This window comes from Streptomyces sp. NPDC001822, assembly GCF_042892135.1.
Classification (GTDB): domain Bacteria; phylum Actinomycetota; class Actinomycetes; order Streptomycetales; family Streptomycetaceae; genus Streptomyces.
The window spans coordinates 1-21,482 of the sequence record NZ_JBIATW010000026.1; the positions used below are offsets into that span (position 1 = coordinate 1).

General features: G+C 68.0%; 21 protein-coding genes and 1 tRNA gene. 8 read left to right on the plus strand and 14 right to left on the minus strand.

The features are described from left to right. Positions 1-152 precede the first annotated feature (152 nt). From ACFYY2_RS33975 to ACFYY2_RS33990, 4 genes are all read right to left on the minus strand, one after another. Positions 153-629 carry a hypothetical protein gene (locus ACFYY2_RS33975; RefSeq protein WP_388750386.1) on the minus strand — a complete coding sequence of 159 codons (477 nt, stop codon included), beginning with the start codon at positions 627-629 and terminating at the stop codon, positions 153-155. Positions 630-631: 2 nt separating this feature from the next. Then, positions 632-1,129 (minus strand): WhiB family transcriptional regulator, encoded by a 498-nt coding sequence (locus ACFYY2_RS33980; RefSeq protein ID WP_388750389.1) that lies wholly within the window; start codon positions 1,127-1,129, stop codon positions 632-634. A gap of 43 nt (positions 1,130-1,172) precedes the next feature. Continuing rightward, positions 1,173-1,427 carry a hypothetical protein gene (locus tag ACFYY2_RS33985; protein WP_388750391.1) on the minus strand — a complete coding sequence of 85 codons (255 nt, stop codon included), beginning with the start codon at positions 1,425-1,427 and terminating at the stop codon, positions 1,173-1,175. Between the two features lie 360 nt (positions 1,428-1,787). After that, positions 1,788-4,910 (minus strand): restriction endonuclease, encoded by a 3,123-nt coding sequence (locus tag ACFYY2_RS33990; protein ID WP_388750393.1) that lies wholly within the window; start codon positions 4,908-4,910, stop codon positions 1,788-1,790. Positions 4,911-5,413: 503 nt separating this feature from the next. Between ACFYY2_RS33990 and ACFYY2_RS33995 the strand changes: the two genes are divergently transcribed. The 3 genes from ACFYY2_RS33995 to ACFYY2_RS34005 are packed head-to-tail and all read left to right on the plus strand — an operon-like array spanning position 5,414 to position 8,833. Then, complete coding sequence (locus tag ACFYY2_RS33995) at positions 5,414-6,514, plus strand: ABC-three component system protein (RefSeq protein WP_388750395.1); 1,101 nt, start codon at positions 5,414-5,416, stop codon at positions 6,512-6,514. Continuing rightward, entirely contained in the window at positions 6,511-6,972 is a 462-nt protein-coding gene (locus tag ACFYY2_RS34000) for an ABC-three component system middle component 2 (RefSeq protein ID WP_388750397.1), read from the plus strand. Before ACFYY2_RS33995 ends, ACFYY2_RS34000 begins: the two co-directional genes overlap by 4 nt. Then, entirely contained in the window at positions 6,965-8,833 is a 1,869-nt protein-coding gene (locus ACFYY2_RS34005) for a hypothetical protein (RefSeq protein ID WP_388750399.1), read from the plus strand. Before ACFYY2_RS34000 ends, ACFYY2_RS34005 begins: the two co-directional genes overlap by 8 nt. 231 nt (positions 8,834-9,064) lie before the next feature. Here the strand turns inward: ACFYY2_RS34005 and ACFYY2_RS34010 are convergent, their stop codons facing one another. Continuing rightward, positions 9,065-9,214, minus strand: a complete 150-nt coding sequence (locus tag ACFYY2_RS34010; RefSeq protein WP_388750401.1) for a hypothetical protein — start codon at positions 9,212-9,214, stop codon at positions 9,065-9,067. Positions 9,215-9,824: 610 nt separating this feature from the next. Between ACFYY2_RS34010 and ACFYY2_RS34015 the strand changes: the two genes are divergently transcribed. Then, a complete protein-coding gene (locus ACFYY2_RS34015; protein ID WP_388750404.1) occupies positions 9,825-10,310 on the plus strand; it encodes a hypothetical protein in 486 nt (161 codons plus the stop codon). Between the two features lie 473 nt (positions 10,311-10,783). On the opposite strand, the gene ACFYY2_RS34020 is transcribed toward ACFYY2_RS34015, so the two are convergent. The 5 genes from ACFYY2_RS34020 to ACFYY2_RS34040 form a co-directional block, all read right to left on the minus strand. Then, on the minus strand, positions 10,784-11,299 hold the full coding sequence (locus ACFYY2_RS34020) for a hypothetical protein (RefSeq protein WP_388750405.1): 516 nt from the start codon (positions 11,297-11,299) through the stop codon (positions 10,784-10,786). A gap of 309 nt (positions 11,300-11,608) precedes the next feature. Further along, positions 11,609-12,316, minus strand: a complete 708-nt coding sequence (locus ACFYY2_RS34025) for a hypothetical protein (RefSeq protein ID WP_388750408.1) — start codon at positions 12,314-12,316, stop codon at positions 11,609-11,611. 489 nt (positions 12,317-12,805) lie between these two features. Beyond that, positions 12,806-13,003, minus strand: coding sequence for a hypothetical protein (locus ACFYY2_RS34030; RefSeq protein ID WP_388750411.1), 198 nt, complete (start codon positions 13,001-13,003; stop codon positions 12,806-12,808). Further along, the gene (locus tag ACFYY2_RS34035; RefSeq protein ID WP_388750414.1) at positions 13,000-13,275 is read right to left on the minus strand and encodes a hypothetical protein; all 276 of its coding nucleotides are present in this window, start codon (positions 13,273-13,275) and stop codon (positions 13,000-13,002) included. Before ACFYY2_RS34035 ends, ACFYY2_RS34030 begins: the two co-directional genes overlap by 4 nt. A gap of 21 nt (positions 13,276-13,296) precedes the next feature. Beyond that, positions 13,297-13,509, minus strand: coding sequence for a hypothetical protein (locus ACFYY2_RS34040; RefSeq protein ID WP_388750416.1), 213 nt, complete (start codon positions 13,507-13,509; stop codon positions 13,297-13,299). A 360-nt stretch (positions 13,510-13,869) separates the two neighbouring features. Between ACFYY2_RS34040 and ACFYY2_RS34045 the strand changes: the two genes are divergently transcribed. From ACFYY2_RS34045 to ACFYY2_RS34060, 4 genes are all read left to right on the plus strand, one after another. Next, positions 13,870-15,243: a hypothetical protein gene (locus ACFYY2_RS34045; RefSeq protein ID WP_388750419.1), complete on the plus strand. Its 1,374-nt coding sequence runs from the start codon at positions 13,870-13,872 to the stop codon at positions 15,241-15,243. Positions 15,244-15,322: 79 nt separating this feature from the next. Then, positions 15,323-15,394, plus strand: a tRNA-Gln gene (locus ACFYY2_RS34050). Between the two features lie 176 nt (positions 15,395-15,570). Beyond that, positions 15,571-16,188 (plus strand): DUF6000 family protein, encoded by a 618-nt coding sequence (locus tag ACFYY2_RS34055; RefSeq protein WP_388750422.1) that lies wholly within the window; start codon positions 15,571-15,573, stop codon positions 16,186-16,188. 380 nt (positions 16,189-16,568) lie between these two features. Then, positions 16,569-16,748, plus strand: a complete 180-nt coding sequence (locus ACFYY2_RS34060) for a hypothetical protein (RefSeq protein ID WP_388750425.1) — start codon at positions 16,569-16,571, stop codon at positions 16,746-16,748. A 576-nt stretch (positions 16,749-17,324) separates the two neighbouring features. Here ACFYY2_RS34060 and ACFYY2_RS34065 read toward each other — a convergent pair. From ACFYY2_RS34065 to ACFYY2_RS34080, 4 genes are all read right to left on the minus strand, one after another. Next, on the minus strand, positions 17,325-18,098 hold the full coding sequence (locus ACFYY2_RS34065; RefSeq protein ID WP_388750428.1) for a hypothetical protein: 774 nt from the start codon (positions 18,096-18,098) through the stop codon (positions 17,325-17,327). Between the two features lie 110 nt (positions 18,099-18,208). Further along, a complete protein-coding gene (locus ACFYY2_RS34070; RefSeq protein ID WP_388750432.1) occupies positions 18,209-18,751 on the minus strand; it encodes a hypothetical protein in 543 nt (180 codons plus the stop codon). A 92-nt stretch (positions 18,752-18,843) separates the two neighbouring features. After that, positions 18,844-20,955: a chromosome segregation protein ParM gene (locus ACFYY2_RS34075; RefSeq protein WP_388750434.1), complete on the minus strand. Its 2,112-nt coding sequence runs from the start codon at positions 20,953-20,955 to the stop codon at positions 18,844-18,846. 105 nt (positions 20,956-21,060) lie between these two features. Beyond that, a complete protein-coding gene (locus ACFYY2_RS34080) occupies positions 21,061-21,480 on the minus strand; it encodes a conjugal transfer protein TraB (protein WP_388750437.1) in 420 nt (139 codons plus the stop codon). Positions 21,481-21,482 lie beyond the last annotated feature (2 nt).

Sequence of the window (21,482 nt, forward strand, 5' to 3'; positions counted from 1 at the left end):
GCTCGGCTGGGAAACCCCAGCCGAGCGCCTGCATAAACTGCTCGCGGCCTGATCAACACGACCACGTGTTGCGACGATCCCTAGAAACCGCCGATTGCCGGTGAGGGCCTTCTGGCTGCCCAGCAGTGGAGGCGTGCGCAGCGCTCCGTGCGTCAGGAGCTGCCCGTGGCCTGCCGGCGTTCGTAGTCGGCGAGAAGCTGCGTGATGGCTGCGGCATCGTCGGCGATGCCGACCCAAGTGCCGGTTTCCGTCCAGACGGGCACGCTGGTGTGGTCGGCGTCGAAGACGTAGATGTACGGTCCGTTGCGCTCGATGCGCACTTCGCTGGTCGACTGCGCAGGCGGGGGTGTGAGGGTTTCGAGCGTGAGGACGTAGAGGCACATCGGCTGTCCGGTCGACTGGGGGAGCTGTAGGTGCCCGGTGATGCGGAGCTCGTCGCCGGGGACGAGCTCGGTGAGTGCGCTGAAGGCAAGGGCCGGATCGGTGACCAGGCAGGGCAGCATCGTCTCGTCAATGGTGTCGTCGCTGGGACTGATGGTGAGGCGGAAGCGCGCGGTGGTGCCCTGGGCGTTCCCGGGGACGGTCTCCTCGTCGAGGAACCCGTCCAGGGTGATGATCGAGTCGTTCATGGTCAGGCCGCCTTTTCGGTGAGCGCGGCCAGGAGCCGCTGACGATTCGCTGCTTGCTGCTCTGGGGTGAGCGGGGGGACCCGGATCGGCATGGGGCCGTTGAAGGTGCGGTCCAGTTGGAGGATGCGGGCCTCTCGTACGCCGAGGGGCTGGGTTCGGACTGCGGCCTCACGGTCGTGCCGGCAACGGCCCCGGGCGGAGAGGGCACGGACCCAGTTGGTGCCAAGCCGGTTCGCAAGGCGGGCCCGCAGGATCCGGCGCTGCAGGGGGCTGGTACCGGCCCAGATCCCGGTCGGGGTCTGCTCCGGGTTGGCGAGCGCCCACTTCAGGCACGTCGGTGCCAGGGTGCAGGCGGAGCAGACCGTCCGGGCTTCGGCGGCCCGCTCCCGGTCGGTGTCGCCTGGCTCGTGCGTGAACAGTTCGGGGGAGCTCCGGCATGCGGTGGGGGTCGCGGGGCGGGGGAACGGGATCCGTGCGGCGGGACTGGGGGCGGTGGTCACGAGGGTCTGGCCTCCGATCGGGAGCCGGTGGAATGGACTGGATTCAGGCGTGGTCGTCGTTGGTGCGCCGCTTGGGTGTCGGGTCGGAGACGAAGCGGACTTCGCCGGGGTGGGCGGCGTTCCAGGATTCGGCGCACGTCTTGTGGGCGGGTTCGTCTGCGTGTGATCGCAGCGGTGTGGGCTGCCGGCACAGCACGCACGGGGCGTCCCACTTGAAGTGGCGGCTGTCGCGCCAGTCCAGCAACACCACCTGGGGGACTGGTGCCGACGCGGTGGTCTTCGTCCGCCGGGGGGCCATGAAGTCGGCGGGCGTAGGTGGGGGAGTTGCAGTAGGACCTGGTCGACGAGGTCCTGGGTGGGCTTCCACGGGCCGAGCGCGCCGGTCACCGGAACTGGTCGGGGGAGTTCCTGGATGTCGGTGAGTGCGAGGTGGTGGGAGCCGGGGTGGGTCCACGGGCTGCAGGGTGGGGCGTTGTCGGGATCCCGGTGGCGCGGGGTGAGGTGGGCGACGCCGAGGATCGCTCCGGTGTGCAGGTGGTGGCCGCGGATCGTGCGGGCGACCAGAGGGTCCCCGAGTGTCGCGCGGCTCTGGAGATTTCAGTAGCGCAGTATTAATTTGAGTAGCGACTTCAGTAGCACACCAAAGGCTTCAGTGCGATCACTGTGTGTAGCCGGTCTCGCTGTCGGGCCTTTGGTTTTGTTGGGCGCGGCAACGGACGGAGCGGCGCGGGTCGGTCGCCAGGGCTTGTACGAGGTCTGCCTTGCATGCGTGAGACGCCATGTATTGGCGCACCAGCCTGTGCCGGTCCGTGATGAGGGACTGGCCGGTGACCGGGTCGGCGTCCTTGCTGGCGCACCACAGGGCCGCTGCGAGGAGGCGGATGAGGTGATCTGGATGAATGGCCAGCAGCATCGGATCCAGATTCACATCCGATGGGGATAGCTGGAACAGCGCGCGCACCAGGGTGGTCCGGTCCGCGTTGGGATCGGACAGGAGGAGGTGAAGGGCACGTGCGGTTACATCGGCTGCCTGCGGGCTGGTGTCTGCCAGGCATGCCGCAGCCAGAAGGCCATCATGACGCAGCGTGGCCGGGCCGAACTCAAAGCTGATGCGGTCGAAGGACGTGTGGGGGAGGTCGTCGTCGGCGCTGCCGTCATGGTCGCCTTGAGCGAATTCCATCGCGGTCGTGAAGTGCCGTGCCCGCGTGCCGTGGTCCAAGTGTGGTGCAAGGGTGGCGATGGCGTGCAGGGCGTCGCGGCGCTGGAAGGTGGCGTCCTCACGGTTGAGGGTGTGAGCAATGAGGCTGTCGGCCAAAGCCTGCCGGTCCGGCATGTCCACGGCGGCAGCCAGCAGCGCGAGTGTGCCGGGGCTTGTGCGCGGGTGCTCTGTGGTCTCTTCTCCCGGCAGCGGAAGCGGCAGTTGGCTTCGGGCCGCGGGCGCGGCGTCAGCGGTGTGCGTGCCGGTAAGGACGAGTGCTAGGGCCGCGTAGATGTTGCTGTCCCGGGCTGGTTGCATGCACTGCTCGGCGACGATGTCCGGGCACAGGGCCAGGGCATCGACACCCTGGTTGAGGATCGACGCCGCGAGGTGCTCGGCACACAACAGTGCCCGGCACATTGAGCGGACTGCCGCCTGGCGCACGGTCGGGTGGGTGTGCGCAATGGCGATCAGGGCCTGCATGTGTTCACGGTCGGTCCGGCGATGGGTACCAGGAGCACGGTCCAGGCGCGGGTCGCTCAGGGAGAGGAACTGCTGGGCCTGCTCGGCCGTGGAGGCCCGCAGAAGGGCGGCCGCCGCGGCGAAGGCCGCATGGACGGCACTTGCCGTACGTGGCGGGGCGGGGAGGTCGAGGCTGATTTCCTTCAGGGCTGCGTCCAGCCATTTCCTGGCCTGGTCGTCGGGCACGAGATCGGCTGCTGCCGCCGCCGCGCGCAGGGCACTGACGCGGTACCAGTTGGGCATGCTGACGAGGTCGGGGTCGGGCTCGAGCGACAGAGACTCCTCCGGCAGGAGCTCCGCCACATCGGCCAGCTCATCCACATCGCCGGCGGCCAGGTGGTGGTGCAGAGCCTGTTCGGGCTGCTGTGCCTTCTGGTGCAGCAGCCCGAGGAGGTGCTCGGCCTCGTGTTCCCCGGACCAGTCGGCGGTGACGGCAGAGCGCGACCGGTAGGCGATGAGAGCTTGAGAGGCATCGGCAAGCCGCTTTTTGTGCATGCGGGACAGCGCCCGCTCCCTGAAGCGCACACCGGTGGGCAGGACGCTGCCGCCGTCACCGGCAGCACGCAGGGTCAGGATGCGGCGATAGCCCTCATTCATGCTCAGGGGCTGGGTCAGGCCGAAGCGGACACGGATGAGGCTCTGCGTCTGCAACCAGTTCACCGCGTCGTCAGGGGCACCCGCCTCGGTGGCAAGGGCAATGGCGTCGTCGTAGCGGGCAAGAGCCGCAGGGGCCTTCTGACGCAAAACCAGACTCCGTCCGAGCCGGGCCATGAGCAGCGCGGCGAGCTGTGGCTTCCAACTGGATCGGATGGTGTGCTGCAGGTCTTCCCAGCCTTCATCGACACCCGCGTCGGCCAGGCAGGCGCGCAGGCGGGCGTGTTCCTGGGACCCGGAAGACGTCGAGCGGCAGGCGGCTTCGAACCGTTCAGCGCGATCGGTGATCAGCTCGAGCCGGTTCTCGGCCACCGCGCATTCAGCGAACATCATGAAGGCCGAAGCGAGTCCCGCATCCCCGTCCTGGAGGGCGTCGACCGCGTCGGCGACGTCATCGAGGGTGACGTCGTGATCGTGCTCGTACGCCGCGAGTGCGCCCAGGGCCTGTAGCCCACGAGCGAACGTCTCGGGCACGTCCGTGTCTTGTATCTCCAGGCGGCGGGCCACGGACAGGGCCAGGCCAGGTTCTCCGCTCTCCAGCTCACCAGCCATAATCGTCAGATCTACGGCTACGGCCGCGGCGGTGTCCTTGGCCTCGTGGAGGGCTTCGGACTGGGAACGGCGAACCTGCAGGGCGTGGGCAGCGAAGCCGGCTTTCTCCAGAGCCTTGGCCACGCGCTGAAACTCTGCTGCCGCTCGCGCGGGCTGTTCTGGGCGCAGTGCGCGGGCTGCTTCCAGATCGTTGTGCAAGTCGAGGTGCTGGACCGGTCCCCGGACCATCGCGTCGGAGGCGACGGCCGCCGTCTTTGCCTCAGCGCTCGGCTGTTGGAGCTTGGGGCAGACCAGGCGGGCGGTCTCTGGGCCGAAGAAGCGGGTGACGATGAGCGGGTGTTCCTGGAGCTTGTCGGAGAGCTCCTGCTTTCCCCACAGGCGAACCGTGAGGTCCGGGTTGGCCTCTCGTAGCGTGTGAAGCTCGTCTTTGATCGTTGTGTCGCTGACGTCGGCCGTTGTCATCACGACGAGGTACGACGATCCAAAGGGCCTTTTGCCGTCCAAGAACGTCTGGACCGCCTTCGTCAGCTTGGCAGCCGAGTAGGTCTTGTAGTGCTTGGCCTGGTAGACCCGGGGCTTTTCGCTGTCGAAGAAGCCGACGACGTCGATTCCGTGCTGTTTCTGTCCGCGCCGTCCGTAGACGTGGGCCTCGTAGGCCCCCTCTACCTCTCGGGTGATCGCGGCCACGAGATGCTCGAACGACTCCCACGTCAGGTACTCCGTCGGCAGTGCAAGAGGGGCTGTTGCCGGGAGAGTTCTGGCGATCTTGGGCGGCGGGCCGGACAGCTCATGGCTGCCATCAATCAGCTCCCAGCCGGGCTCACCGACCCAAACGTCGTGCTCGATATCGGCCACCTTGGATCTCCTCCGGCTCGACGCTGCTCTCGGCCCGGGACCTCATTGTGCAGCCCGTCACACGGCACGACGGCGCGCTTAGGGGATTTCACCCTGCAGCACGCCTACACCACACGGCATAGCAGCGATGAGCTGCCACCTCAGTTCCGGCAAGCTGGGCAGGTCAAGACAGCCTGGTCGACGCCAAGTCGTCGCCTGCCGCCGACGCAGGGCACAGCGCGCCGGTCAGCTGCCCTACGGACGGTGTCGGGGCCCGTGACGCCTTCTGGCCCCGGGCTGCGAACGGGCCCGGACCTGGCTAGCCGGGACGGGCGGCGGGCGCACGGCGCACCCTCTCACGCGCACCCTTTTTCGCCATGGACCCTCGCCCGTCAGCCATTTCCCAAGGCACGCACACGGCGGACCGGACGAGTCGTTTGGTGGGTGGGGCCAGGGGTATGAATCGCGTCTGCTCAGGACGGACGCGGTCGTGCTGTCACCTGGAGCAATTGGGGGATAACGGGGTGTCTAATTCGTACAGTGCTGGGTCCGCGGGCGCAGAGCCGCCGCTGCTGCTGACCGTGCTGGCTCCTTCGTTGCGCATGGCGCCGATGCCCTCACCCAAGCAGATAGTGTCCTTCTACGATCCCGACCAGTTCGAGGAGTTCGTCAAGGAGTGGGTTCCGGCGCTGGACTCCAGGTACGTCCTGGTCGAACGCCACGGCGGCTCGGGCGACCACGGGGTTGACGTGGCTGGCTACCTGTCGCAGCAGAGGCTGGAGGGGCCGTGGCACAACTACCAGTGCAAGCGGTATGCCGCTGCCTTGTCCTGGGGCACGGCGGCCGGGGAGATGCGCAAGATGTTCGTGGCCGCGGCAGCCGGTGAGTTCACCGTCCCCACCCGGTACGTCTTCGTCGCCCCGAGGATCTCGCGCAGCCTGCCCCGGCAGTTCGCAAAGCCCACCGAGTGCCGGACGAAGTTCCTGCAGGAGCTGTCCACCACCCGGGACAAGCTCGTGACCGAGCTCAGCGATGAACAGCGGCAAGCCGTCGAGGAGCTGGCGGCAGACACTGATTTCTCCCTGTTCGAGTGCGTGGACCTGGACGAGATGCTCGAGCTGCACAAGACAACCTCGCACTACGTGGACCGCTTCCCCTACGCGCCCTTCGAAGGAGGGCCCCAGCAGCTCCTTCCGCCGTCACAGCACCATGAGGACGAAGCCCGCTACGTTCAGCGCCTCGTGGACGTGTACCGCGAGCGTTTCCCGGGTGCGATCGGCGGCCTGGAGGACGTGCCCGCTATCGAGGAGGCGGATGAGCACCTTAAGCGGCAGCGTGAGGCCTTCTACGCCGCCGAGGCGGTGCGCGTGTTCGCTCGCGATGCCACGCAGCCGGCGTACTTCGAACAGGTGAAGAAGGACGTTTACGACATCGTCGTGGAGGTCGCAGCCCGCTCCTATCCGGACGGCTGGGAGCGGCACGGTGCGGTCATGGGCGCGGCTGGCACCGTCCAGCTGACCCCGACCGTCCTCACCCCCTTCGTCGAAACAAAGGCCCGCAAAGGGGTATGTCATCACCTGGCGAACGAGGACCGTCTGACATGGTGCCGGGAAGGAGAGAAGTGAACCCGCTCAACAGCCCCCTCGAAGTCGGTGTCCGCGCGCTCGTCCTTCTGGCCGAGAGCCATCCCGAGCCCATGGACATGGCGCGACTGGTCGCCCTGGACCACGTGGTGCTCCACAGCGGCGAATTCGACGGACCGCCCAGCCTTCATCCCACCCTGCCGGCGCGTGGGGGCGAGCTCGGGATGAAACGGGCTGTCCTGGAAGAGGCGCTGCTCGTGCTGATCCGTGCCGGTCTGGCCGGCATCGTCGACGACAGCGGAGGTCTCATGTACCGGGCCACAGACCGAGGGCCGGTCTTCGTCGACGTGCTGGAGGCCTCCTACGTCGCGTCCCTGCGGGAGCGCGCCGAGTGGGCGGTGCACCGCTTCGCGGCGCGGTCGGACGCCCGGGCCGTGACACAGGAGATCATCGAACGGGCCTCTGCTGAACTCGCCCGCAGCGGAGCCTGCCATGAGTGAACTGCGTCTGGTCCACCTCACCTATGCGGGCATGAACAAGCCCACCGCGAGCGTGGAATTCGGCCCGGACCTCACCGTGATCTACGGGGCGTCCGACACCGGCAAGTCGTTCATCGCTGAATCCATCGACTACATGCTCGGCGGCAGCCAGGCCCCCGAGGTGCCGGAAGCCGACGGCTACAGCCAGATCCTCCTGGGACTGCAGCTTCCGGACGGCTCCCCGCTGACCTTGCTCAGGGCTCCTCACAGCGGCACCATCCACCTCTACCGCAGCGATCACCGCTCGGTGGTGACAGCTCCTGCCGACACCCAGGTCACAGCCGCTCACACCGCACGCAGCAAGAACAGCCTGTCGCTGTTCCTCCTGAACGAACTCGCGCTGGCCGACCTGCGGATCCGTAAAGACGAATCCGGCGCCAGCCGCACCCTGACCCTGCGCGATCTCATCCACCTCGCCGTCATCCCCGAAACACGGATGGTCGCCCCGCTGTCCCCGGTCCTGTCCTCGGCCGCGGCCAGCGGCAAGACCGCAGCAGCGTCGGTCATGCGGCTGCTGCTTACCGGTGAGAGCGATCCGGATGTGGACACCGGCCTCAACGCGGGACAGCGCCGGGTCAACAAAGGCAAGATCACTCTGCTCGACCAGATCATCCTCGACTTGCAGAGCAAGCTGACCACGAACGAGAACGTCAGGGATCTGCGGGACCGCCAGGTGCGTCTGCAGGCCTCCATCGACGAGCATTCCACGACCTTAAGAGTGATCACCGACCGGCACCTCACGGCCGTCACCACCCGGATGAAGGCAGCCGAAGAACTGGCCACGGTGGAATCCCGCCTCGCAGAGACCGGCGACCTGGTGGCTCGGTTTCGCCTGCTAGCGGACCAGTACCGCTCCGACCTGGACCGCCTCGAGATGGTGACCGAAGCCGGCAGCCTGTTGGGCTACTTCCGGGTGGGAACCTGCGTGTTCTGCGGCGCCGAGCCCGAGCACCAGCACCCCGGGCACAGCGAGCACGAGACGACGCAGCTTCACCTCGCCGTCCAGAACGAGACCGCCAAGACCACCAGCCTGCTCGCCGACCTGCTGCCCACGATCGAGGACCTGCTCGGCCAGTTCGAGACGCTCACTCAGCGCCGGGTATCCCTGCTGCACGACACCGCCTGCATGGACCAGGAGATCTCCGCCACCCAGGAGCAGCTCGCCCCCATGCGCGCCCGCATGGAAGAGCATCTGCACGCCCGCTCCGAGATCGAGCGAAACCTCGAACTCCACGAGCGGATCGACGAACTGGAACAGCGACGCTCACATCTGGACGGAGAAACGATAGGAGGGGCCCCGCGGCCGGCCGACTACGTCCCCAACCGGATCCTGACGGCGTTCGACCAGGCACTGCGCCGCACCCTGGAAGCATGGAAGGCCCCCTCGGTGGACTTCGCCGAGTACGACCAGTACGCCATGGACATCCGAGCCGGCGGCCGCGCTCGGTCCAGCCGAGGCAAGGGGGTGCGCTCCGTCCTGCACTCCGCATTCACCACCGCGCTGGCCCAGTTCTGTCTGGACAACGGCAGACCGCACCCGGGCTTCATCGTTCTCGACTCACCGGTGGTCACCTATCGGGACCCCATCCTGGACGACGAACCGGTCGGCGAGGACGTGGACCTCACCGCGCACGTCGTCGACCACTTCTACGCAGACATGCTCGACTTCCCCGGTCAGGTCGTCATCATCGAGAACGGTGACCCGCCCCTAAATGTCCTGTCCGAAGCCCGCGTCTACCGCTTCACCGGAACAGGGCCAGCCAGACACGGCTTCTTCCCCGCAAACCTCCAGGAGACAGAGGCGGACACGCTCTCGCTCTGAACAGACCGCCGCGCGAGTCCCCCACGCCCTGATCGTCACCTCCGAAGCCTCGGCCGACGACGAAGACGTGATCGTCTGGGCGGAAGAGGCCTCGCGAACGGGCTGACGGCACCGCGCCGTCCCTGCCATGGCCGGGACGGCGCGGTGCCTCGTGAGGTAGCGATCGGCGCGGTCCCGTATCGCCAGTCTCGTCGATTACAGCGTCCTGCTGATGAAGATCTGCACGCCCGCTCACTGACGCCGCAGGTAGTGGTCGGCAAAGAGACCAAACGCCAGGGCAACTGCAAGGGCTGTACCCAGTGCCGGCTTCTGGTAGGCGATGTAGCCAACCACCGCGACGAGGCTGAAGAGAAAAGCGGTTCGCACGTCGATCCCGTCCATAGTGACCTCTTTCGAGTACAGCCAGCCTGGCTGGCGGTTCGAGCGGCGCATCGGTAGAGCGCCTGAGAACACCTTCATCCCCAGGTACGGCCTCTGAACGTGTAGCTATGGGATCCGACGGGGCTGGACACTCTGCGATGCTCAGCGGACGGTTCTGGACGGTTCTGGACGCAGGAGAGGCCAACGAATGGGACGACCGGGAGAGTTGCGACGACCTGTCATCAGTGACGGTCCCCTGAAAGATCTGAACGACGCCCTACATGAGCTTCACCTGGATGCGGGCCTGCCGTCGCTTTCCACTATGTACCGGGCCTTGGGGAAGAGCATCAGCCGAAGTGGCCTGCACGACGCTCTTACGGGCATCGCCCGCCCCCAGTGGGAGACGGTGGAGGCTCTCGTCGAAGTCCTGAGTGCTCGCTCTCCTCGCAGGTCTGCCGAGCAGGAGGTCAAGCGATTCCACGAGCTCTGGACGAACGCTGCCCGCTCAGTGATCGCGCCTGGCAACGTCGCATCATCCGATTCGAGCACTCCGAGCACAGCAATAGTCTCGGCTTTTTGGATCATCGGAGCCGATGTCGCGGGGTTTTCAAGGGCAACGTACCCAATGCAGGTGTCCCTGCAGCAGCGGTTCTACGACGACGTCAAGGAAGCGCTGAGCATCGCTGGTTTCAGCTCAGCCGCCCGCACCATGAGCAGAGGAGACGGCCTGCTCCTGCTGCTTCCAGCAGAGCAAGCGGACATCGGTCCTCTCGTAGGGTTTCTGCTGCACCTGCAGCGACTCATTGTCGATCAGCGATCGGCTGAAGCACCACTTCAGGTGCGTGTGGCAGTGACCCAGGGCACGGCGACGGCTGGCGAGAACGGCTGGTACGGCGCCAGCCTCAACACGGCGGCCAGGATGCTGGACGCCGCGCCGCTGCGAGCGACTATTGGCAGTCCTGCAGTTCGTCTCGCCGTGGCGGTCAGTGAAGAGGTCCACGACGAGGTCCGCAGACTCAAGCCTCGCGGTTTCCGTCCGGAGTTCGATCCTGCTCAAGTTGTGACGCGTCACGGCGATATCCCAATGTGGATCTACACCGCCAAGATCCCTGTCTGACCATTCCAGGGCGCAGATCAACACGCCGACTTGACAGGGAAGCGTCGGGCTGCCGCCAGCTTTCGGTGCAGGGCGACGGCGTGCATGGTCCAGCCGGTCAGCGGCACGGCGAGCGTCGTGATGAGCAGAGCGCGCTGTGCGGAGCTGGTGCCTAAGGGCGTGGCGGCGTCCATACTGGAATCTCTCTCGCGTCGCGTACGGGATGGGTGGCCCGGGACAGCCGTCGACCGGCAAGCAAGGCGGCTGTCCCGGGGTCACTACTGCTGACGCTTCGGCTGAGGACGTTAAGAACCGGCGGTGCCGGCACACCCACAACGCAGTGCGAGGAGCGCGGTTCGCAGCTGAGCCCCTGGATCTCCTGACCCGCCGCAGGACCGGCGCAAGGCGTCGGCGCCCGGATCCAGGTCCCACGAGTGGCGGCAGTGGGTGCACCGAGCGCGATCGAAGACGTCGCCGGTGTCGGGGTTGCGAACCTAGTACTCCTCGGCGCGGCCGCCGTCCCGCGGGCAGCGGATCGTAGGTGCCGAAGCGGGAAGCGGCTCGGTGCCGCGGTCGCGGTCACGTCGGGAGTCCCAGCGGGAGCAGTGCGTGTGGACCTGGCCGTTGGCGCGGCGCACGGTGATCTGCCAGATGGGCCAGGCCGGGCGGGGGCCGGGGTCGATGTCGAGGACCTCGTAGGCGGTAGCGTCGTCACCGTGGGCGTAGTGGCCGCCGACGACGCGGGGCCCGATCTGGGTGGCGATCCACTCCTCCCAGGTCATCTCGAAGCCTTCCTCTCGGTCTCCCAGGAGCTCCGCGGGCATCGTGCCGCCGCGCTCGTCGCACTCGCTGCGACCGACGGTGTTGACGGCGCGGCAGACGGCACAGGTCCACGACGGACGCTGGCAAGCGTGACAGCAGTCGTAGGTGGGCGGGTTATCGGCTCCGCAGGTACACCCCCAGGCGCGGCCCGTGCGCTTGGCCTCGGAAAGATCGGTCTCGTAGGTCATGCGGTGCTCCTTGCAGGCGTCGGGTCGGTCGGCTCGGCCGCGAGGGCGGTCGCGGCCAAGGGTTGTCGGCGCGGTGCCGCCAGCCGTCCTGGAGTGGTGTGTCGAAGCTGTCGTGGTCCTGGTCGGCGTGGCTGGCGGACCGGATGAGTAGCCGGTAGTCACAGGTGGCGGGGGCGCCCGGGGCGGTGTCGAGTTCGTGCAGCGCCCGTGTCCGTCGGGGTGCCGGGCTTTCCGGTCTTGCACACCGTCCCCGGCCCTCTTCTGCTCGGGCCGGGGACGGCACACAGGGCCGTCAGACCGGGCGCGGGATCAGAACGCCAGCTCGCTGGCGGTGGCCTCGGAGGGCATCGACACAGGCAGTGCACTCCGCTCCTCGGGCGCCTCCCCGGCCAGAGCTGCCCGGGCCGGGGCTTCCGCCTTCTTCTGACTGATGAGGTACTGGAGGACGTCGCGGACGGTGAGGACATCTACCGGGCCATCCGCGTCGCCGGTGAGCAGGGTGAACTCGGGCTGGGCGAGGCGGCCGTCCGCGAGGCGGTAGTGCAGGACCACACCGGGGGCGACGTAGAAGGTGGATTCGCCGTTCGCGTAGCCGCGCCAGCGGTCCTCGGAGCTGAAGAGCGCGCCGTGGTCCAGGGACCAGGAGGCGATGGCCGCCCGGTGTGCGGAGTCGGCCTCGGTAGCCGCAGTGATCTGGGCCAGGCCCTCCTCCTGCGTCTCGGCGACCGGGGGAGTGGGCCTGACTGCGCGTACCGCGGTGGTGGTTGAGGTCGCCCACAGGCGACAGCGCAGCGGGTCGAGGACGATCCCGAGGATGCTTTCGGCGCCAGCCGCGACGGCGACGCAGAGCGCGCCGGCGACGATGATCCGGAGGTCGCCGAACCAGTTGGCGGGGGCGAGGATCCAGGCTGCGTGGACGGCGGCGACGCCGATGACGAGGCTCGTCGCGACGCTGCCGGTGGACAGGAGCGCGTCGGCGAACTCCTTGGTGATCCGGCGCTGAGTGGGCTGGGGCATGGGAGTGCCCTTCCTTCGCTGGGTGATGGGTGATGGGTGCGCAGTGGGCGCTCACGTACTGAACCGGTGGGTACTCACCGGTTTGCTCACCACAGGACTCCCTGCGGGGTCACGGTCTGGTAACCGCTCGTGGTGAGTTGCGTGCGGCGTGGTGAGTACCGGTCGTGGCGTGGTGAGTCGGCTGTTGCTGTGCTGGTTAGGCAGCTCTGCACTGTGTCGGTGTGCTGGTGTGTGCCTGGCCGGGATCATTCGGCCGCACATGCGGGAGGGAGGGGCACCCCCCCACCCGACACGGAAAACCGCAGCATAATTAGACGCGTCTGGGTGTGGTGCGGCGTGGGCCGGTCCACGGTGAAGCGACCGAGCCCCGGACGGTGCCTCCCTCTCTGCACCAGGCCGCGGCTACTGAAGGGGCCGTGCCGCTCCGCCCGTTCATCGGGACGCGAGCGGCACGGCAACCAACGGTGCCGACAGCAACGGCAGATGGGGTCAACGGCCAGCGCGCTTGCCGACGTCGGCGAGGATGGCCCGCCCGTCAGGGTACGCAGCGAGAGCCTCAGAGTAGGTGGCGCGGGTGAGTTCGGTGCCGTCGGGAGTGAAGTCGTCGTGCACCTGCTGGAGGGCCGGAGCGGCCATGCCGGTCCGGAAGGAACCGCGGTCCAGGCAGGTAGGGGAGCGGCCGGTCACCGGGCGCTCGCCCTGGTGGTGGCGATGAGAGCGGCGACCGTTTCCCAGCCGTGGTGCCACGCGGAATCGAGCTGGAACGCGCCGTTCATCCCGTGCGAAGCCAGGCGGTAGAAGTCCGTCGATCCGGTCCGGGTGGCGAGCTTCTCCAAGAGACCCTCGCCGGGCACCCGACGGTCCGCTGCGTAGTGGGTACCGAAGGAAACCGCGAGCGCCGCTGCGGCCGCCGCGGGGTGAACGCGGATACCCAGGGCGTGGGCGCCCGCCCCGACCACGATCGCCTGCGTGACCGTGTATTACGTCAGGCAATGGTGCAGGCACGTCTGACGGCCGGCGGCCGTGCCGTGAGTGGTCTCCTGCTTCGTCCGCGGGTCCGTGTAGGTGACCGGATGGTCATCGGAAGCGCCCTTCACACGGGCGCAAAAGTCGCTCTGAACCCAGAAGTCACCGACGTTGCTGGCAGCGCGAGTCAGGCCGAGCAGCGAGGCGAAGATGCCGGGACGGTGCATGCTGGTCTCTCCTCTGATCTTGAAACGAGTGATCGGAAAGCAGGACGCCTGGGCTGGTGTCCTCTCGGATCAGGCGGCAAGCAGGTGCTTGGTCGTGGGAGTGGTGAGGTGGCTGGGTCGGCTGGGGTGCCGTCGTAGCACTCCAAACAGGACCCCAGGGTCTTGAGCGGTACTGGCGCTGCGCACGTTCCTGAGCTGTCGTATTCCTGGGCGCAAGCAACGCAGAGCGGCGAGTCAGTTCGGAGCCAAGGCCGACCATCGAGGGGTACGCCGAGACCAACGCTGCGTAGCTCGCCTCTGTGACTGCGGTATGCGGATAAGCAGTGGAGACCCAGTCGTGGTGATGACAAGGTGAGCCTCATGCCGTCGCCCAGATTCGAACAGCTGCTCCGTGAACTGCACGCCTCGCTCACACTGCGCAAGCGTCCGGAAGATGTGGCCCGGCTCATTCAGGATCTGTACGCCGCCCAAGACACTGACCTCGATACAGCGACCGAGGCGGCGCTTGCCAAAGCGGCTGAGCACTCGCTGCGCAACCTCTGGCACGGCTATACCTCCATGCGGGAGGAGTTCGCCCGTCCGGTTGGCGCACAGTGCCAGCTTGCCCGCGCGGCAAACCTGTTCATGAACGTGCCGGACCTTCCGGACAACGCCGGGGATGATCCAGCCCAGATCGAGGTGGTGATCCGGCGAGCGGGTGAGGAGATCGGCCGCTCGTACGGGCAGAACGACTTCGGCATGGACCGCCTCAACCGGACCGAGCGTACGGCGGCGGGCCTCGGGGAGATTTCCAAACGCCAGTACAACAAGCGTTTCCGACTACTGCGCCGGATGGAAGCCAAACTGGCCCGGCTCATCCACGAGCAGCGCCGACGCGAAGTGGCCATCACCGGCAAAGGTGCCCTCGCGCACGTCCTGCCGTACGAACTCTTCGCCACAGACACGGACACGGCGGCCTTCATCGCCTACGTCGCGGCACGAGGCTACATGCGCAGCGTCTTCACCAACGGCCGGCAGCGTCAGGTCTACGACGAGGTCGCCGAGGCCCTGTTCCAGCGCCTGAGGAATTGCCCCGAGCGGGCCTGCTGGTACGCGGTCGCGCATGTGCACCCCACAGCTGAAGTGCTGGCCCAGGTATCCGACCAGGACCTCACCCAGCTGCTGGTTCGGTGGAACGGCTTCCTGCGCCAGGCCGCCGGTCTACTGGAGGACGCCTGGAACCGGCATCCGCTGGAACGCGACACGATGATCGTGCGCCGTGGCGATGACTCGTCGACGTGGAACCAGGCCGCACAGGCATGGAATACGGCCCGGGCCCACTGGTTCGCGCTGCTGACCGAGCTTGGGCAGGACGAGATCCTGGATCGGATCTGCCCCGGCAAGGTGCCCCGCCTGATGGCAGCCGATGTGGCGTACTGGCACCGCATGAGCGGCGGCGGGCTGCACCCGGACACCTACGTCTGGGCGGACCTTCCTCTGCCCTGGGAAGTACTGCGGGGTGAGAAGGAATGCCCACGTTCGCTCGTCGAAGGAGCCTGCGTCCGGCATCGGGTGGACCCGATAGCCGGCGCCTGGACGGCTCCCAGGCCAGCGGCTGAGGCCGTCGCCTTCCGGCGGACACCCGAGCTGGTACACGGCGTCGCCGTCGCCGACCCGCTCATGGCCAGCGCTCTCCGTTCGGCAGGAGTCTTCTCCGGCAAAGGAAAGCGTGTTGCCGCTCAGGAGTGGACGTGACAGATGGCAATCCCCAGGCGCGTCCGCCCCTGCAAATCAGTTGACCCGCACAGCGGCCCAAGCAATGATCACGGTGGCTACGAGGAAGCTCTGCGGAGGAGCGCCCGGCTCTGATCCCGGGTGGACGCAGGTTCGAATCCTGCCCTCGTCGCCTCTCTGCACACCTCCCAGAAAGCGGCAGAGTGCACTTGTTCCGAAGGGCCGTATCCAGTCCAGAAGCCACGGGCGGGAGCCGAGCGCGGAACTGACCGCTTTCTTCGGCAGAAGAGCGGCGCAGCATCAAAGGGGAGTGGCCTCGCTGCACACGAGCGAGGCAGGATCAGCCCTGTGACGCGCCATGCCCATGAGGATCCCGAGCTGCTGGCCCTGGTTCACCGCTACGTCACGCCCGAGCGGCGGTACATGAAGCTCAGCGGCAGCCTGCTGAGCATGCGCGATACTGAGTACGACCGCTTCGCGCGAAGGCTGAGCGAGGACTCGAAAGCCATCACCGCCGAAGAGATCACCACGCTTCTTGAAGGCGGGTGGCGGGAGCGGAGGACCGCGACATGGCTCGTAGCTGTCTCTCGCCGGACCGAGTTCCGTGAGCGCCTCGGGGAGCTTCTGCTGGCCAGCGAGGTCTGCTGTACTGGCTTGGCCTATTGCGTGGCCCTGGCTAGCTTCGGAACGCCGCGCGACTCTGAGCTGCTGGTCGCCTACCTCGACCGTTATCTTCGCCGACCTGACCTCGCATACGACCAGACTGCGGTCATGGGCGCTCTCGTGTTCATCGACCTGAATCTGCAAGGTGACCAAGTTGCCCGCTTCCTGGGCCCCGGCGCCCTGTGGCAGCAGTGGCTCCACGACGCGCCCCACATGCAGGGCACCACGGATCCGACCCCCTCTTCCCTGAGCCTCATCCGTCGGCTCTGCGCCTTCGTCGATGAGTGTGCCGAAACCATCTGACGGCGCCTGAATGAGCGACTTTCCCCAGGTTCGCTCTTCGCCTCAGATTTTTGGATCTTGAACGCTCTTGGGAGGATGAGGAGCGGAGAGCTGGCTGTCGGGGCGGTCGCATAGGGACCACCGCTCGTCCGGGGCCGGTGCTCGTTGCAAGGGGACGTCGTGAACTTTGATCTTGCAGTGTGCTCGGAAGAGACTCGCCCCTCGAGTGCAGCTGCGACGGAGACGTTGCGGCGCCTGTGCGCTGGCGAGTCAACGGCAGTCCAGCCCGCTGCAGCGGTGCCGGGGCTCTATGCGGCATTGGTTACCGAGCTTTCCGAGGCCGTGGAGGGGACGGACGAGCTGTCGCCGTGGCCGGCGGCCCGGACGTTGCGGATGGCTTCATGCTGATGCCGATGCAGTGGGGCCGGGCCGCGGAGGTGGCGCCCCGCGTCATCGAACTGGCCGGCCAGCACGGGCTGCTGTGCTTCGACTCGCAGGCCAAGGTCGTGCATGTCCCGTCCATCACCAGCCACGCGCAGCGTCGGCCGCCCCGGCACTCGATCCGGGCAACGGAGTCCTGACCGCCGGGGCGCAGTCCCACGACCACAGTTGGCGGCGGGTCGCCAGGTTCGCGCGCCCGGCCTGCTTCCACCGGAAGACGGGTAACGAGCCGTCGCCGGGCTCGTTCGGGTCGACGTCGACCAAGTCCTGCTCAGCCATCACCTGCTCCAGGTACCGGGCAGCCGGCGCGGGGGCACCGGGTAGCGGGTGCCGGGGAAGATGGGACGAGGGCACCCGGTCCTGCGGCGCGGGCGGGGAACGAGCACGAGTGATCTCCTCCAGTCGTCGGGCGACAGCGCCGCGTCCCGCCGACGTCGTACGGGTGTCGGCGGGACGCAGGTGGTACGCAGAAGCCGGTCAGCGGTGTCAGGCGCCTCCGTCCCTGCGGGCTGCTGCTGCGATCTCCTCAGCCAGGCGCCGCGAAGCTTCCTGCTGCTCCTCGGCGGCCTTGCGCAGCTGCTCCTGGATCTCTTCGGGAGTGGGCATGGGTCTCCGTCTGTGGTGGGTCGGTTGGTGCAGGCCGGTCGGCCTGTCCGGTCCTCGCTCACGCGGTGCGGGGGTGGGGTGAGCGAGGACCAGGCGGAGCGACCGGAGCGTCAGTGCTGGGTGATGCGGTGGACGTTGTCCGGTTCGTCGTCACCAGGGCTGGCGGGAGCGGGGATGGTGGCGTGGATGTGGAGTTCGGGGCTGAAAGCCGGCTGGAATACCGGAGCGGCGGCGTAGTGATGGATGACCGGGCGCAGGCTCAGCCCGCGCAGAGCGAAGGCGGATGCGGCCGCCCAGGCCAGGACGGCGATTGCGGTGGCGATGATGCGGCTGTCGTCCGGGGTTGCGGACCACACCATGGCGACTGATGCGCACCCCCAGAGCACGAAGGTGATGCGGGCCCCGGTGTTGTAGAAGAAGCCACCGATCAGCCCGAACAGTCCGACTGCCTGCCAGGTCGCGTAGACGGCGGGCACGCTAAGGGCGAGGCCGGTCCCGGTGTGCGCGGTGATGTAGGTGTGGACCGGGTTGTCGATCACAGACCAGAAACTGTTGGCCGTTTCGGGTGTCGGAGCTGCAGCGACCAGCCGGTCCGCGACGGACATGACGATGTCGGCCGCGGTCTCGAGCACCATGAGCACCAGGCAGAGGGCGACGACGGCGCCGCCGACCTTGAGCCAGTTCGCGGCGCCATGCCATCCCCTTCGCCGGGCCAGGCGGATGTCCTCCCAACGACGGTGCAGGAAGCCGTCGTCCCAGGATTCCGTCCACCAGCCGTGCAGCGTTGCGAGGTGGGCTGCGAGCCACTCGATGCGGGGCCGCGTTTTCGCCTGGAGGGTCGGCAGTTCGGGCCGGGTGGTGCGGGGCGTGTCGGTGTCGCGCATGGTCGGGCAGCTCCTTGGTCGGGTGGTGGTGGTGCCGGGGGCCGGGCGGCCTGGCCCGCACCCGAGGCCGCGAGCGCGGTTCGGGTACGAGGCAGGTAGCCGGGGAGGGGTTACAGGCCGCGGGCGTCGGCGAGGTCCGCGGCCTGGCCGAGGATCCGAAGCGGGATGCGTGCGTCGCCAGCGCGGAAGGAGTCGTTGAAGGCGGGGACGGACTCGAAGCGGTCACCGAACTGGCTGCGGATCGCGTCCATCAGGACGGAGACGGCGTCCATCTCCAGGCGCAGATTTCGGTGGGCCTCGAAGCGGATCGCGCCGAACAGGCACAGAGCGCCGTCCTCGTCCCGGAGGCTTCCGGCGCACCAGCCGCCGGTGAGGAGGCGGTGGTGGGCGCGCTGGAGCAGTGCCGCGACAGGGGTCGAGTGCGGGGCGGGAGGCTGGAGGGTCGGGGTGAGCGGAAGGGCGACCAGGTCGGTCAGGTCGACGGGGGTGGTGGGGATGTGCGCGGTGTTGACCTCGTAGGCGGCGTTGGCTTCGTCGAGCCGTACGGTCATCGCTGCTTCGACGAGGGTGAGACGTTCCTCGAGGGACAGCTCCACCGGCACTGCGGCGGTCCTGGTGTTCGGGGTGGGGTCGTCCAGGTCGGTGGAGGGCATCGGGGCTCCTGGGAACGCCGAAGGGCGCCGCCGGGAGCATGGTCCGGCGGCGCCCTTTCGGCGTCCGTGCAGCAGGGGAGGGGGACTGGTGGTCAGCTGTTGGTGAGGTGCTTGATGGCCTCCAAGGCCTGGCGGGGTGTGGCGACCGTGTTGCGGTGCTGCCCGGTCTTCGAGTTGCCGCGCCGTTTCCCGCCGCTCTTCTTGGGGGCGTCGTCCTCGCTGTCGTCTTCGTCTTCGTCGGTGGGTTCGGGGCCGAACTCGCCGGGGCGTGGGGGCACGGTCCAGTCGAACCACAGGTCGCGTACTTCGAGCTCGCGGATCTCGTAGTCGGTCAGGTGCGCGACGACGCTGGGGAAGCAGTCGTCGATCCCGGCTTTGAAGTCCATGTAGAGGGTCCGCAGGACTTCGGGCTGCTTGGATTCGACGATCCATCCGGCTCCGCCGGTGTTGGAGTCCGCAGGCGGCTCCGGCTCGCCGCGCATGACCCGTTCGATGCGCCCCTTCTCGCCGGGGGAGAAGCTGCGGGGGAGCGGGTCGGGGACGTACTCGGCAGGAATCCCGAGGGCCTTGAACATGTCGGTCACCTTCTTCGGGGCGACCTTGAGGACGACCGGGATCCCGTTGTCGCGCAGGTTCTCCACCAACAGCTGCGTGAACCCGTCCTGCACATAGATGGACTGTCCGGCCACGTTGAGGCCCACGCCGTACTTACGGCCCTTGACCGACACCAGCTCGGCCAGATCCATGATCTCCGCCCCGTACAGGCCGTCGCGGGCCGCGGAGAGGAACTCATCGAGGTAGGCGGCCAGCAGCCGGTAGGGGCAGCCCGGCAGCTCGGGGTCCCAGTCGTGGCACTGTCCGTCCTCCCAGACCATCTCGCCGCGGATCTCCATCAGCGCAACCACGGCCCGCAGGAGACGGATCATGTACAGGGCGCCGACGCCGTACGTGAAGGTGTGCCGACCAAGCGCAGCGGTCTTCTCATCAGGGGCCTCGGTGGCCAGCATGACGACCGCCCCGTACAGGGCGTCGGCTGCGATGTTGAGCGCCATCAGCTGAGTCTTGCCGCCACCGGACGGGGCGACGAACAAACCGTGAGCAGCACCCCGGTCGGTGTAGACCCGGTTGCGGGCCGGCTGCCCGTTACCGAGGTAGCCGGTCACCCACCACCCGTCCGCGTCCGGCGTCAGGAGCTCCCGCGTGGCGGGGAAGACCTGGGCCAGCGGCGAGGTGTCCCAGAGCGACACGAGGACCTCGTTACCGTCGATCGTGACGAACAGACGGCCCTCGTCATACTTCGTACCGAGCACCCCCGCGAGGGTATGCAGGCTGACGTCCGGTTCGCCCTGCTCCTGCGGGACCTGGGCCCTGAAGTGGGTGACCTTGCGTTCCTTGTCGCGGATCCTCTCCACGAACAGCGAACCGGGAACCGGACCGCGCTCACCTCCCAGCCGGTCGGCCCACCACTCCTGCAGCGTCGGATCCTTCCGGCGGCGCAACGCCTCGTCCGGGGTCAGGCGCACCTCCAGCCAGCCCGGCCCGCCCTGGCGGCCGGGCTGCTGCACCACCGGAGCGAACCGCACGACGTCCGGGCGGTCATCGACACCGAACGCGGCCGCGACGCCCGCCTCGGACAACCCGGTGATCGGGCGGCCGGGCTCGGCGGCGCGCAGCAGCATCGTCAGGTCGTGCTGGGTTCCGGGGTGCCGGTCGACGTGGACGACGACGGTGCTGCCCGGTGCTCCGGCCCGCGCCCACAGCATCCGCACGTCGCGGGTGAAGGGGTCCGCGCCGTCGTCCACGACCACGGGGGTGGCAGGCGCCGCCTCGATGGCGGCGGCCCGCGGCTGCTGGGGGAGCGCGGGGCGGTGGTGACGGCGGGCGCTGCGGGAGAGCGGCAGCACGCACCACCCGGCCGCAGCCCACGCGGAGGCGAGCAGCGCGTCCCAGACCAGGCCGGGGGTGTACATCGCGGCAACGTCGATAGCCGCTCCCAGGACGACGGGGGAGAGGCGGACCAGCTTGCGGCCGGTGCCCTCGCCGGACTTCACGGCCAGCAACGCGCCGCCGATACCGGCCGCGCCGGCCAGCAGCACGCTGGTGTTGACCGCACCGTCGGGTGACAGGTTCGGGGCCGCGTCCAGAACCGGCGCGGCCAGGGTGTAGGCGATTCGTTCGACGGCGACGCTGCGCGGGACGGACACGGGCCGAACTCCTTCGGGACGACATGCACAGGGGGACGGGAGAGGGCAGCGGCACCCCGTCGCGTCGACGGGGTGCCGCTGCCCTCTCCTGGTGGGTTGTGGTGGTCAGCGGCGTTCGAAGAACCCGGGCTTCGGGGTGCGCTCACGGCGACTGGAGCGCACATCGTCCAGGCGTTCGTACATCCGCAAGTGGCTGCGCTGGGCCTCATGGGCCGTCGAAGCGGTGTCCTGCACCGTCTGCTGCAGCCTCTTCACATCAACGGCAGCGCCACCCAGGGCGACGGACACCGTGTTGGTCAGCTCCACAAACTTGGGATCAAGGTCGGCGTGAGCGATGTGGCCGGCCAAGGTCTCCGTACGCTCCGCGTTGCCGGCCATGCGCACATGCAGGATCGCCAGTTCGTCGGCCGCGCTGTCCAGCGCCCCCGCGAACTTCTTCAGGGCCAGCTGTACGGACTTGTACCGGTTGTCGCCGTCGGACAGTGCGGGCGCGTTGGCCGGCCGCCGGGCGAGTTCGCTACTCATCA